The 13,396-nt window shown below is 71.3% G+C and carries 12 protein-coding genes; 9 read left to right on the top strand and 3 right to left on the bottom strand.

Annotated elements, in window-relative coordinates:
• The first annotated feature begins 91 nt into the window (after positions 1 to 91).
• Entirely contained in the window at positions 92 to 1,393 is a 1,302-nt protein-coding gene (locus ACIRBX_RS07335; RefSeq protein WP_402294302.1) for a M18 family aminopeptidase, read from the top strand.
• 95 nt (positions 1,394 to 1,488) lie between these two features.
• Here ACIRBX_RS07335 and ACIRBX_RS07340 read toward each other — a convergent pair whose 3' ends face one another.
• Entirely contained in the window at positions 1,489 to 1,911 is a 423-nt protein-coding gene (locus ACIRBX_RS07340; RefSeq protein WP_402294304.1) for a DUF350 domain-containing protein, read from the bottom strand.
• Positions 1,912 to 2,016: 105 nt separating this feature from the next.
• On the opposite strand from ACIRBX_RS07340, the gene ACIRBX_RS07345 reads away from it, so the two are divergent.
• The 7 genes from ACIRBX_RS07345 to ACIRBX_RS07375 all read left to right on the top strand — a co-directional run bounded on the left by ACIRBX_RS07345 (position 2,017) and on the right by ACIRBX_RS07375 (position 10,242).
• Positions 2,017 to 2,322, top strand: a complete 306-nt coding sequence (locus ACIRBX_RS07345) for a hypothetical protein (RefSeq protein ID WP_402294306.1) — start codon at positions 2,017 to 2,019, stop codon at positions 2,320 to 2,322.
• A 7-nt stretch (positions 2,323 to 2,329) separates the two neighbouring features.
• Positions 2,330 to 3,550: a glutathionylspermidine synthase family protein gene (locus tag ACIRBX_RS07350; RefSeq protein ID WP_402294307.1), complete on the top strand. Its 1,221-nt coding sequence runs from the start codon at positions 2,330 to 2,332 to the stop codon at positions 3,548 to 3,550.
• A gap of 172 nt (positions 3,551 to 3,722) precedes the next feature.
• Positions 3,723 to 3,899, top strand: coding sequence for a hypothetical protein (locus ACIRBX_RS07355; protein WP_402294309.1), 177 nt, complete (start codon positions 3,723 to 3,725; stop codon positions 3,897 to 3,899).
• A 214-nt stretch (positions 3,900 to 4,113) separates the two neighbouring features.
• The gene (locus ACIRBX_RS07360; RefSeq protein WP_402294310.1) at positions 4,114 to 5,490 is read left to right on the top strand and encodes an FG-GAP-like repeat-containing protein; all 1,377 of its coding nucleotides are present in this window, start codon (positions 4,114 to 4,116) and stop codon (positions 5,488 to 5,490) included.
• A gap of 59 nt (positions 5,491 to 5,549) precedes the next feature.
• Positions 5,550 to 7,085 (top strand): FG-GAP-like repeat-containing protein, encoded by a 1,536-nt coding sequence (locus ACIRBX_RS07365; RefSeq protein ID WP_402294312.1) that lies wholly within the window; start codon positions 5,550 to 5,552, stop codon positions 7,083 to 7,085.
• Between the two features lie 158 nt (positions 7,086 to 7,243).
• Positions 7,244 to 8,374 (top strand): transglycosylase family protein, encoded by a 1,131-nt coding sequence (locus tag ACIRBX_RS07370; protein ID WP_402294313.1) that lies wholly within the window; start codon positions 7,244 to 7,246, stop codon positions 8,372 to 8,374.
• A 53-nt stretch (positions 8,375 to 8,427) separates the two neighbouring features.
• A complete protein-coding gene (locus tag ACIRBX_RS07375) occupies positions 8,428 to 10,242 on the top strand; it encodes an NHL domain-containing thioredoxin family protein (protein WP_402294315.1) in 1,815 nt (604 codons plus the stop codon).
• Between the two features lie 25 nt (positions 10,243 to 10,267).
• Here the strand turns inward: ACIRBX_RS07375 and ACIRBX_RS07380 are convergent, their stop codons facing one another.
• Complete coding sequence (locus ACIRBX_RS07380; protein WP_402294317.1) at positions 10,268 to 10,861, bottom strand: GNAT family N-acetyltransferase; 594 nt, start codon at positions 10,859 to 10,861, stop codon at positions 10,268 to 10,270.
• A gap of 106 nt (positions 10,862 to 10,967) precedes the next feature.
• On the bottom strand, positions 10,968 to 12,251 hold the full coding sequence (locus ACIRBX_RS07385) for an adenylosuccinate synthase (RefSeq protein ID WP_402294318.1): 1,284 nt from the start codon (positions 12,249 to 12,251) through the stop codon (positions 10,968 to 10,970).
• Between the two features lie 126 nt (positions 12,252 to 12,377).
• Here ACIRBX_RS07385 and ACIRBX_RS07390 point away from each other — a divergent pair, with 126 nt between their 5' ends.
• Positions 12,378 to 13,202 carry a diacylglycerol kinase gene (locus ACIRBX_RS07390; RefSeq protein ID WP_402294320.1) on the top strand — a complete coding sequence of 275 codons (825 nt, stop codon included), beginning with the start codon at positions 12,378 to 12,380 and terminating at the stop codon, positions 13,200 to 13,202.
• Positions 13,203 to 13,396: the final 194 nt, after the last annotated feature.

Raw genomic sequence — 13,396 nt, forward strand, 5'->3', positions numbered from 1 at the left:
TTCACAGCGTCATGTCCGTGTACGGGCATATGCTCGGGTGCGAAGACCGGTCCCCCATCCGGCTTCGGCCCTCCCTCGACCCAGGAGCAGCATGTCGACCGCCGTCCGCCCGGCCTCCTTCGACCGAACGCACACCGACGACCTGATCGCCTTCCTCAGCGCATCGCCGTCGCCGTTCCACGCGGTGGCCAGCGCGGCCGAGCGGCTGGAGAAGGCGGGCTTCCGCCGGGTGGCCGAGACCGACGCCTGGGACTCCTCGACCGGTGGCCGGTACGTGATCCGGGGCGGCGCGCTGATCGCCTGGTACGTGCCGGAGGGCGCGGGCCCGGAGACGCCGTTCCGGGTGGTCGGCACGCACACCGACTCGCCGAACCTACGGGTCAAGCCCGCCCCGGACACCGGCGCGGCCGGCTGGCGGCAGGTGGCGGTGGAGATCTACGGCGGCGTCCCGCTGAACACCTGGCTGGACCGCGACCTCGGCCTGTCCGGCCGACTCGCCCTGCGGGACGGCAGTGTGACGCTGGTTCAGCTGGACGAGCCGCTGCTGCGGGTGCCGCAGCTGGCCATCCACCTGGACCGCCAGGTCAACGACGGGATGAAGCTCGACAAGCAGCGCCACCTCACGCCGATCTGGGGGCTCGGCAAGGTGACCGAGGGCTCGCTGATCGAGTACGTCGCCGAGCGGGCCGGGCTGGCCGCCGCCGACGTGATCGGCTGGGACCTGATGACCCACGACGTCCAGCCGCCCGCCTACCTGGGCAAGGACCGCGAGCTGCTGGCCGCGCCCCGGCTGGACAACCTGCTCTCGGTGCACGCCGGGACGGCCGCGCTGGCCGCCGTGGCCGCGGCCGGCGGCGAGCTCGGCTGCATCCCGGTGCTGGCCGCCTTCGACCACGAGGAGACCGGCAGCGAGTCCGACACCGGCGCCCAGGGTCCGCTGCTGGGGAACGTGCTGGAGCGCAGTGTCTACGCGCGGGGAGGGACCCCGGAGGACCGGGCCCGGGCGCTGGCCGGCACCGTCTGCCTCTCCTCCGACATGGGCCACGCCGTCCACCCGAACTACACCGAGCGGCACGAGCCCGGCCACCACCCGGTGCCCAACGGCGGGCCGATCCTCAAGGTCAACGTCAACAACCGCTACGCCACCGACGCGCTCGGCCGGGCCGTCTTCACCGCCGCCTGCGAGAAGGCCGGCGTGCCGTGGCAGACCTTCGTCTCCAACAACTCGATGCCCTGCGGCACCACGATCGGCCCGATCACGGCGGCCCGGCTCGGCATCACCACGGTGGACTGCGGCATCGCCGCGCTCTCCATGCACTCCGCCCGCGAGCTCTGCGGAGCCGAGGACCCGTACCTGCTGGCCGCCGCGCTGAAGGCGTTCCTGGAGGGCTGACGGGACGACAGAACCCCCTGGAGCGGGCTCCAGGGGGTTCGGGGGCCGAGACGGGGCGGGCGACCTCGGGTGACCTCGGGTGATCGCGGGCGACCTCAGGCGATCGAGGCGGCGATGATCGCGGCCACCGAGAGGTTCATGCTGGCCGTCACCCAGACCGCCGGGTGCGGCTCCGGGTCGACCAGGATGGCGCCCAGCTTGCCCGGCGTCAGCACGTCCAGCAGCCAGAACGCCACCGCCATCAGCACCAGGCCGAGCAGGCCGAACAGGGCGGTGGTGGCCAGGCCCTTGCCGAAGTCGTCGTAGGTGAACATGATCGCGGTGAAGACGATCCCGCCGATCCCGAGCAGCGCGGAGCTGAGCACCACGGCGGCGTTGCGGTTGCGGTCCACCCAGATCTGCCGGCTCAGCTTGCCGGGGGTCAGCAGGTCGACCAGGCCGACGCCGAGCAGCAGCAGGACGACGCCGACCGCGCCGAAGACGGCGGCCGCGCCGAGACCGTTGACGATGTCGTTCATTGGGTGGTCCCCCGGGGTGGAAGAGGCGGAATCCCTGGCTCAAGGATCGGCAAAAGATATCCCATCGAGTTCCTTTCCGGGCCCTGCCCAGTAGCATCTCCCGCCATGACCTCCACTCCGGTTCCCGACCGCCGCAGATCGGGCTTCGTCGCGCTGGGCATGGTCGGCACGCTGGCCCTCGCACTGAGCGGCTGCTCGTCGAACAGCAGTGCCCCCCGGCGCTGCGTCGACCCGGGCAGCCTGAAGGTGCTGGACAACCACTCCTGCACCGACAGCAAGACCACGGCCGGCCGCTGGTACTACTGCGGCTCCGGCTCGCTCACCGCCAACGGCGGCACCTTCGTCCAGGCCGACACCAAGCGCGGCGGCTTCGGCTGCCCGTCCGGCTCCTCCGGCTCCGGCGGCGGGTGAGCTCCTGATGCGCCGTCACACCATCACCCCGCGCCCGGACTGGCAGCCCGTCGTGGAGTCCCAGGGCCTGATCTACGCGGTCTGCCAGGACCCGTGCAACCAGGGCGGCCCGCACGCCTACTGGGACGAGAGCGCCTACTACGAGTTCTCGCTGCCCGAGGTGGAGGCCCTGGAGGAGGTGGTCGAGGAGCTGCACGAGCTCTGTCTGGAGGCCGCCGACCACGTGGTGCGGACGGAGCGGTACGCCGACTACGGGCTGACCGACCCCCGGGTGAACGCGGTGATCGCCGAGTCCTGGCGCCGCCGGGACGAACAGCCCTCCGTCTACGGGCGGTTCGACCTGGCGTACGACGGCACCGGCCCGGCCAAGCTGTTCGAGTACAACGCGGACACCCCCACCTCGCTGATCGAGGCGGCCGGCCCGCAGTGGTTCTGGATGGAGCAGCTCTTCCCCGGCGCCGACCAGTGGAACTCGCTGCACGAGCGCCTGGTCGCCTCCTGGCAGCGGCAGAAGCACCTGCTGCCGCCCGGCCCGGTGCACTTCGCCCACTCCCGGGGCGACACCGAGGGCGAGGACTGGATGACCACCCTCTACCTCCAGGAGACCGCCGAGCAGGCCGGGTTGGAGACCGTCGGCATCGCCGTGGAGGACATCGGCCTGGACGGGCTGAGCGGCCGGTTCGTCGACCTGGAGCAGCGCTACATCCGCTCGCTCTTCAAGCTCTACCCCTGGGAGTGGCTCACCGAGGAGGAGTTCACCCCGGCCATGCTCTCCGGCATCGACCTGGGCGGCTCCACCGGCAGCACCCTGTGGATCGAGCCGCCGTGGAAGATGCTGCTCTCCAACAAGGCCCTGCTCGCCGTCCTCTGGGAGCTCAACCCCGGCCACCCCAACCTGCTCCCGGCCTACCTCGACGGCCCGCGCGAACTCGCCGCCACCGGCTACGCGATGAAGCCGCTGCTCGGCCGCGAGGGCGCGGGCGTGCGGATCGTCGAGCCGGACGGCCAGGAGACCCGGCTGGCCGAGTGGGCCGGGGACCCGGACCGGTACGGCAAGGAGGGCTTCTGCTACCAGCAGCTCTGCCACCTCCCCGACTTCGACGGGAACCGGCCGGTGCTCGGCGCCTGGGTGGTCGACGGCGAGTCGGCCGGCCTCGGCATCCGGGAGACCGACGACTCCCCGATCACCCACCAGGGCGCGCGCTTCCTGCCCCACCTGATCCGCTGACGGTCCGCCAGGCAGGGCGCCGGACGGGGCGGCGCCGGACCTGACGGCGATCCGGGCCCGGTACCCGGCCACCGGATACTTCGCGGCCCGGAACGAGAACCGGCGGCCCACCGAACACCAGGGCGCGGACGGGCTGCCGAACGACCGTTGGACGGCCGACCGGGGCGAGACCGTGCCGGCCCGCCCGGAGCACGGCGGCGGGCCCGGCCCCGCCGCCACGGAGCTCCACCACGACCTGGCCCGCGTGCCGGACCTCGACCGGGTCGGCGAGGCCGGCGTCCAGGACGTCCACGCCCCGGCTGCCACGGGCCGGTCGGCGGTCTGCCCGGACGCCGTCCCCCTGCGCTGACCCGGTGTCAGACCTCCGGGCCGGTTCGGCCCGGTCCGGTCGAAGGGGTCGGACACGAAGGACGCTTGCGGCCATGGACGCATGGGTCCACGGGCCAGGCCTTCAAAGCCGACTGGACGGCCGCCAGGATGAGTGCGTCAGCCCGGGACGCCGCGGAGAACGCGAGCGGGGAACGCCCCCGGGGTCAAGCGCACACCTCCTCAGGAGCACCGTCATGTCCTCGCACGCCTCGAAGCTCACCCGCATCGCGCTCGCCGCCGCCATCGGCCTCACCGGCGCGGTCGCCGGCACCGCGCTCACCACGGCCACCGCCACGGTCGCCCAGGCCGCCTCGGCGGTGGACGGCTCGATCACCCGCTCCGAGGTGATAGCCCGCGCCGACTACTGGTACCAGAACCGGGCCGGCATCCCCTACACCACGAGTGGTGAGACGTACCCGGACTCCTCGGGCCGCAACTACCGGAAGGACTGCTCCGGCTACGTCTCGATGGCCTGGCACCTCGGCTACAGCCGGACCACCCAGACGCTGCCGGAGATCGCCACCGAGATCCCTCGCAGCGAGCTCAAGCCCGGCGACATCCTCGACTACGAGGCCAAGCACGTGATCCTGTTCGAGAAGTGGGACGACGCGGCGAAGACCACCTTCTCCTACTACTCCTTCGGCTCCACCCCGGTGAAGCACTACACCGGCGTCTCGATCAACGCCGCCACCTTCGACGGCCACGCCAACGGTCTCTACACGGCCTACCGCTACAACAAGATCGTCGACGGTGGCAAGAACGCCGGGACGGAGTCGGGTGAGGCGGGTCGTGCGCGGTGGGCGGACTGGGATGGTGACGGGGTGTCGGACTATCTGGTGGTGCAGGACGGTGGTGCGGTGCAGGTGTACCTGAACCGGGGTGGGGATGGTCATGGTGGGTGGGGTGAGTCGTATCAGGTGGCGTCGGGGATGACGGCGGATCGTTCGCGGGTGCGGTTCGCGGACTGGGACGGGGACGGCAGGGCGGATTACCTGTTGGTCAACGGGGATGGTTCGGTGACGGTGTTCCCGAACCGGGGTGGGGATGGTCATGGGGGTTGGGGTGCGTCGTTCAAGGCGGCGTCGGGGATGACGGTGGATCAGTCGAAGGTGCGGTTCGCGGACTGGAACGGGGACGGCAGGGCTGACTACATGGTGTTCTCGGACAGTGGTGCGCTTCAGGTGTTCATCAACAACGGTGGGGATGGTCATGGTGGGTGGGGTGAGTCGTATCAGGTGGCGTCGGGGTTGACGGCGGATCGTTCGCGGGTGCGGTTGGCGGATCTCAACGGGGACGCGAAGGCGGACTACGTGGTGATCAATGGTGATGGTTCGGTGCAGGCGTATGTGAACAACGGTGGTGATGGTCATGGGGGTTGGGGTCGTTCGGGTCAGGTCGCGTCGGGTCTGACGGCGGAGGCGTGGCGGGTGAACTTCGCGCAGGTGAACCAGGACGCGAGTGCGGACTACCTGGTGTCGAACAACGACGGTTCGACGACTGCGTACTTGTGGGCGGGTGGTGACGGCAATGGTGGCTGGACGCCGTGGGGCACCATCGCCGCCGGCGCCTGACCCACACCCGTCCGGCGCACACCCGAAGCAAGCCACTCACCCCTCTCAGGAGCCCCACAGTGCGACGCATCCTGACGGCCTCGCTGGCCGTCCTCCTCGGCACGGCCGCGTTGGCCGCCACCGCCCCCACCGCCTCGGCCGCAGTGGTCACCCCGCCGCCCACCCTGCGGGTCATGCCGCTGGGTGACTCCATCACCAACGGCTACAGCAGTTCCACCGGTGACGGCTACCGCAAGCCGCTCGCCGAACTGATCGCCGGTCAGAACGGCTACCGGGTCGACTACGTCGGCTCCCAGCAGGGTGGCGGGCTGGCCGACCGGGACCACGAGGGCCACAGCGGCTTCATGATCGACGACATCCGGAACGGCGTCGACGGCTGGCTGACCGCCGCCCAGCCGGACGTGGTGCTGCTGCACATCGGAGTGAACGACCTGGACCGGGGCACCGACAAGGCCGGGGCCCCGGCCCGGCTGGCCGCCCTGGTGGACCGCATCCTGGCGGACCGGCCCGGCGTCACCGTCGTCGTGCAGGGCGTCATCCCCACCACGCCCAGGGTGGCGAGCCTGACCGGCCCGTACAACTCGGCGGTCCGGCAGGCGGTGGCCGACCGGCAGGCCGGGGGCAAGAAGGTGCGCTACGCCGAGCCGCCGGCACTCACCTCGGGCGAACTCCCCGACGGGCTGCACCCGAACGACGCCGGCTTCCGCCGGATGGCCGACGCGTACTTCGGCGGTCTGCAGCAGGCCGTCCGCGACGGCTGGGCGACCAGGCCGGACGCCCGGCGGGCCGGCACCGAATCCGGTGAGGCCGACCGGGTGCGCTGGGCGGACTGGGACGGGGACGGGAAGACCGACCGGGTGGTGATCAACGACAACGGCTCGGTGGTGGTGACCCCGAGCAACGGCGGTGACGGTCACGGTGGTTGGAAGCCGTCGTACCAGGTGGCCTCGGGGTTGACCTCGGACCGCTCCCGGGTGCGGCTGGCGGACTGGGACGGAGACGGCAGGGCCGACTACCTGGTGATCAACGGCAACGGATCGGTCCAGGTCTACGTCAGCAACGGCGGTGACGGCCACGGTGGTTGGAAGGACTCCTACCAGGTCGCGAGTGGTGTCACCAACGACCCGACCAAGGTGCGGTTCGCGGACTGGGACGGGGACGGCAGGGCCGACTACCTGGCCTTCGAGGACAGCGGCGCGTTCCAGGTCTACCTGAACCGGGGTGGCGACGGCCGGGGCGGCTGGGGGCCGCAGGGCCAGGTGGCCACGGGGATGACCCCGGACCGCTCCCGGGTGCGGCTGGCCGACCTCGACGGTGACGGCCGGGCCGACTACGCGGTGATCAACGGGAACGGCTCCGTGCAGGCGTTCCTCAACCGGGGCGGCGACGGTCACGGTGGGTGGGAGGGCCTCGGCCAGATCGCCAGCGGTCTGACCACCGATCAGACGAAGGTGCACTTCGCCGACGTCAACGCGGACGTCCACGCCGACTACCTGACGACCGACCCCGACGGCTCGACCACCGCCTACACCTGGAACGGCGGCGACGGCCAGGGCGGATGGAACCCGTACGGCCGGATCACCTCCGGCAGCTGACGCCCGCCCGGCCCGTACGTCCCCGGGCTTTCCTGCCCCCCTTCACTTCACTTCACCCAGACATGAGGTCCTCCGCCATGCGCTCCATCCTGTCCTCCCGCCGTCGTACCCTCCGCACCGCCCTGCTCGGCGCGGTCCTCCCGGCCCTGATCGCCCCGGTGCTCGCCACCGGCCAGGCCTCCGCCGCCTCGGTGGCCACCTGGGACAAGGTCGCCGACTGCGAGAGCGGCGGCAACTGGTCGATCAACACGGGGAACGGCTACTACGGCGGCCTGCAGTTCAGCAGCTCCACCTGGGTCGGGTACGGCGGCATCGCCTACGCCCCGCAGGCCCACCTGGCCACCAAGCAGCAGCAGATCCTGATAGCCGAGAAGGTCCTGGCGGCCCAGGGCCCCGGCGCCTGGCCGGTCTGCTCGGTCAAGGCCGGCCTGACCCGCGACGGCGTCGACCCCTACCCGGGGGGCGGCACGGTCCGGCGTGCCGGGACGGAGTCGGGTGAGGCGGGTCGTGCGCGGTGGGCGGACTGGGATGGTGACGGGGTGTCGGACTATCTGGTGGTGCAGGACGGTGGTGCGGTGCAGGTGTACCTGAACCGGGGTGGGGATGGTCATGGTGGGTGGGGTGAGTCGTATCAGGTGGCGTCGGGGATGACGGCGGATCGTTCGCGGGTGCGGTTCGCGGACTGGGACGGGGACGGCAGGGCGGATTACCTGTTGGTCAACGGGGATGGTTCGGTGACGGTGTTCCCGAACCGGGGTGGGGATGGTCATGGGGGTTGGGGTGCGTCGTTCAAGGCGGCGTCGGGGATGACGGTGGATCAGTCGAAGGTGCGGTTCGCGGACTGGAACGGGGACGGCAGGGCTGACTACATGGTGTTCTCGGACAGTGGTGCGCTTCAGGTGTTCATCAACAACGGTGGGGATGGTCATGGTGGGTGGGGTGAGTCGTATCAGGTGGCGTCGGGGTTGACGGCGGATCGTTCGCGGGTGCGGTTGGCGGATCTCAACGGGGACGCGAAGGCGGACTACGTGGTGATCAATGGTGATGGTTCGGTGCAGGCGTATGTGAACAACGGTGGTGATGGTCATGGGGGTTGGGGTCGTTCGGGTCAGGTCGCGTCGGGTCTGACGGCGGAGGCGTGGCGGGTGAACTTCGCGCAGGTGAACCAGGACGCGAGTGCGGACTACCTGGTGTCGAACAACGACGGTTCGACGACTGCGTACTTGTGGGCGGGTGGTGACGGCAATGGTGGCTGGACGCCGTGGGGCACCATCGCCGCCGGCGCCTGACCCACACCCGTCCGACGGAATGCAGCCATGCCCCCATGCGGTTGGATGGGGGCATGGCTACTCGTGCTCGTGTCCGCGCCCCCGAACTTGTGGGGAAGGGCGGCTGGCTGAACACCGGCGGCAAGGACCTGTCGCTGGCAGACTTCCGCGGCAAGATCCTGGTCCTCGACTTCTGGACCTTCTGCTGCATCAACTGCCTCCACGTCCTGGACGAACTCCGGGAGCTGGAGGAGAAGCACCGGGACACCCTGGTGATCGTCGGCGTGCATTCGCCCAAGTTCGTCCACGAGGCCGACCACCAGGCCGTGGTGGACGCGGTGGCCCGCTACGAGGTGCACCACCCGGTGCTGGACGACCCGGAGCTGACCACCTGGAAGCAGTACGCGGTGCGGGCCTGGCCGACCCTGGTGGTGATCGACCCGGAGGGGTACGTGGTCGCCCAGCACGCCGGTGAGGGGCACGCACACGCGATCGCCCGGCTGGTCGAGGAGCTGGAGCGGGAGCACGCGGCCAAGGGCACCCTGCGCCGGGGCGACGGCCCGTACGTGGCGCCGGAGCCGGTGGCCGGGGACCTGAAGTTCCCCGGCAAGGCGGTGCTGCTGCCGGACGGGCACTACCTGGTCGCCGACGCGGGCCACCACTCGCTGGTCGAGCTGGCCGAGGACGGCGAGACCGTGGTGCGCCGGATCGGCGACGGCGAGCGCGGCTTCGTCGACGGCACCGCCCCCCGGTTCAGCGAGCCGTCCGGTCTGGCGCTGGCCCCCGAGGGGCTCGGCTACGACGTGGTGGTGGCCGACACGGTTAACCACGCGCTGCGCGGGGTGAAGCTGGCGGACGGCTCGGTGACGACGCTGGCCGGCACCGGCAGGCAGTGGTGGCAGGGCTCGCCGACCTCCGGCCCGGGCCGGGAGGTGGACCTCTCCTCGCCCTGGGACGTGGCCTTCTTCGACGGCCGAGTGTGGATCGCGATGGCCGGGGTGCACCAGCTCTGGGCCTACGACCCGGTGTCCGGCGAGGTCGCGGTGGCGGCCGGCACCACCAACGAGGGCCTGGTCGACGGCCCGGTGGCCGAGGCGTGGTTCGCCCAGCCGTCCGGCCTGGCGGTCTCGGCCGACGGCGAGAAGCTCTGGGTCGCCGACTCGGAGACCTCGGCCGTGCGCTGGGTCGACCGCGCCACCGGGACGGTGCACACCGCCGTCGGCACCGGCCTGTTCGACTTCGGACACCGGGACGGCGAGGCCGGTCAGGCGCTGCTCCAGCACCCGCTCGGGGTGACGGTGCTGCCCGACGGCTCGGTCGCGATCGCCGACACCTACAACCACGCGCTGCGCCGCTTCGACCCGGCCACCGGTGAGGTCTCCACCCTGGCCACCGACCTGCGCGAGCCCTCGGGCGCGGTGCTGGTCGGCGAGGACATCGTGGTGGTCGAGTCGGCCCGGCACCGGCTCACCCGGCTCCGGCTGCCCGAGGAGGCCGTCCGGGTGGAGGCGGTGGCCCACCGCACGCAGCGGGCCGCCACCGAGGTGGCGCCGGGCGCGCTCCGCCTGGACGTGGTCTTCCAGGCCCCGGCCGGGCAGAAGCTGGATGAGCGCTACGGCCCGTCCACCCGGCTGCTGGTCTCCTCGACCCCGCCCGAGCTGCTGCTCTCCGGGGCCGGTGCGGAGAGCGACCTCTCCCGCGAGCTGGTGCTGAACGGCGAGCTCACCGAGGGCGTGCTGCACGTCTCGGCGATGGCCGCCTCCTGCGACGACGATCCGGAGATCGAGTACCCGGCCTGCCACGTGCACCAGCAGGACTGGGGCGTCCCGGTGAAGCTGGTGGCCGGCGGCGCCACCCGGCTGCCGCTGGTGCTGGCCGGGATGGAGTAGCCCCGCCGCCCGGCCCGACGGACCGTCAGCCCGCCAGCAGACGGTCCGTCAGCCGGGTCTTCGCGGCCGGCCACTCGTCCGCGAGCATCGAGTACCAGACGCTGTCCCGCCAGCTGCCGTCCCGGCGCTGCCGGGCCCGCCGGAAGGTGCCCTCGTACTGCGCGCCCAGGCGCCGGATGGCGTTCTGCGAGCGCTCGTTGAGGTGGTCGGTCTTCCAGCAGACCGTGCCCGCGCCGAACTCCTCGAAGGCCCTGGTCAGCAGCAGCAGCTTCGACTCGGTGTTCACCGCCGTCCGCCACACCGGCCGCCCGTACCAGGTGGCGCCGATCTCCACGGTCTCCTCCCGGGCCGCCACCGCCAGGTAGCAGGTCACCCCGACCGCCTTCCCGGTCTCCGGCAGCACCACCGCGAACGGCACGATGTCCTCCCGCCCGAGCAGGCTGCCGACCTCGGCCAGCATCTCGTCCGGCGTCGACGGCACCGGCCCGATGATCCAGCGGAACACCTCCTCGTCGCCCCCGGCCGCCTCGAACAGGTCGGCCGCGTGCGCGGTGGTGAGCGGCTCCAGCCGGACGTGCCGGCCGGTCAGGACGGTGGGGGAGGGCAGCTTCGTCGTCATGCCCCCGTACGTTAGCCCTGCTTTGCACTAGCAGCAAGCACTCTCTGCACTAGTGCAAAAGCAGAGGGCCCCACCCGGAGGTGGGGCCCTGCGCTCGACCGTGCGGTCAGACGAAGGAGTTGATCTGGATCGTCTCGGTCCGGCCGGGGCCGACGCCGATCGCGGAGATCGGCGCGCCCGACATCTCCTCCAGCGCCTTCACGTACGCCTGCGCGTTCTTCGGCAGATCGGCGAAGGTCTTGGCCTTCGAGATGTCCTCGGTCCAGCCGGGGAAGTTCTCGTAGATCGGCTTCGCGTGGTGGAAGTCGCTCTGGTTGTACGGGAGTTCCTCGACGCGCTTGCCGTCGATCTCGTACGCCACGCAGACCGGGATCTGCTCCCAGCCGGTCAGCACGTCCAGCTTGGTGAGGAAGAAGTCGGTCATGCCGTTCACCCGGGTCGCGTAGCGCGCGATCACCGCGTCGAACCAGCCGCAGCGGCGGTCACGGCCGGTGGTGACACCGCGCTCGCCACCGATCCGGCGCAGCGCCTCGCCGTCCGCGTCCAGCAGCTCGGTCGGGAACGGGCCGGAGCCGACCCGGGTGGTGTACGCCTTCAGGATGCCGATGACCCGGTCGATCTTGGTGGGGCCGATGCCGGACCCGGTGCAGGCACCGCCGGCGGTCGGGTTCGACGAGGTGACGAAGGGGTACGTGCCGTGGTCGACGTCGAGCAGGGTGCCCTGGCCGCCTTCCAGCAGGACCACCTTGTTCGCCTTCAGCGCCTCGTCCAGCACCAGGGTGGTGTCGGCCAGGAAGGGCTTGATCTTCTCGGCGTAGCCCAGGTACTCCTGCACCACCAGGTCGGCCGGGATGGCGCGGCGGTTGTAGAGCTTGACCAGCAGCTGGTTCTTGTCGTGCAGCGCCGCTTCGACCTTCTGGATCAGGATCGACTCGTCGAAGAGGTCCTGGACCCGGATGCCGACGCGGTTGATCTTGTCCGCGTAGGTCGGGCCGATGCCGCGGCCGGTGGTGCCGATCCGGCGCTTGCCGAGGAAGCGCTCGGTGACCTTGTCCAGGGTCCGGTGGTACGGCGTGATCAGGTGGGCGTTGCCCGAGATCAGCAGCTTCGAGGTGTCGATGCCGCGCTCGTTCAGACCGTTCAGCTCGGAGAGCAGCACGCCCGGGTCGATCACCACGCCGTTGCCGATCACCGGCACCACGTTCGGGCTGAGGATGCCGGAAGGCAGCAGGTGCAGGGCGTACTTCTGATCGCCGATGATCACCGTGTGACCGGCGTTGTTGCCGCCCTGGTAGCGGACGACGTAGTCGACGGAGCCGCCGAGGAGGTCCGTCGCCTTCCCCTTGCCCTCGTCTCCCCACTGGGCACCAACGATCACGAGTGCCGGCACAGGCGTACACCCCTTCGGGTTGGGGCATCCTGCGTAGGCCGCAGTCTGCCCCGAGATAGACGAAGCCCCTGGCGCAATAGCGCAAGGGGCTCTTGCACCGAGAGATTACCTGAGGAAGGACGGGTCGTGTCGTCGTTGTCCACGCCCGAGGGCCGTGCCGCCGACCCGGGCGGGCCCGGTCAGTTGCTCCTCCTCCTCGACCCGGCCGCCCGGCGGGCCGACGGCGAGTCCGTCCGGATCGCCCGGGACGTGCTGGCCGGCGGGGCCGACGTGAAGCTCGCGCTGCCCGAGAGTCCGTCCGAACTCGACCGGGTGCTGGCGCACCGGGGCCGCCGCCGACCGGTGGTGATCGGTTCCGACCTGGCCCTGCAGCGGGTGTTGCAGGCCCTGCACCGTCAGCGCGACCTCGGTGCCGACCCGCTCGGCGTGGTCCCGGTCGGCCGCCCGGAGGCGGTGGCCGCGTCCCGTGCGCTCGGCGTCCCGGTGCAGCCGGTGGCGGCGGCCCGGGCGGTGCTCTGCGGTGCGGCCCGCAAGCTCGACCTGCTGGTGGACGACGGCGGCGGGGTGGTGCTCGGCGAGGTCCGGGTGCAGGGCGGCCTGCTCGAACGCCCGGGGGCACTGCGTTCGCTATGGGCGAAATTGGCTGCGGCCGAGCAGGGGACCCCACCGGTCCCGGACGGTCACCGCCTGCGGATCGAGGCGGACGGCCGCCTGCTGGCCGACCTCCCGCACGCCGTGCACCGCCTGCTGGTCAGCCTCCCGGCCGGCGCGGGGGAGATGGAGCTCCGGCTGCGCACCTCCGAGGGCCCGTGCACCCTGCGCGCCGCCCGCCTCACGGTGGCCGGCCGGGGCTTCGGGTACGAGGCCGACGGCTGCCGGGTCGGCCCGGTCCGCAGCCGGGTCTGGACCGTCCATCCGGGCGCGTGGCAGCTGCTCGTCCCGGCCGCGTGAGCAGCGTCACGTCGGAGGGCCCGTCCGGCCGTCACCGTCGGTGACCGGAATTGGCCGCCGTCCGCGTACGCCTAGGCGGGCCGTGCATTCAACGAATTGTGTCCGGGAAAGGCCCCACCCGGTAAGGGGTTTCGTCTACGCGCGTTGCTATCCGATCGCCCAATATCCACCCGGTCCTCCGTTCGGGAAGGCGT

The sequence above is a fragment of the Kitasatospora sp. NPDC096147 genome (assembly GCF_044763225.1).
GTDB lineage: Bacteria > Actinomycetota > Actinomycetes > Streptomycetales > Streptomycetaceae > Kitasatospora.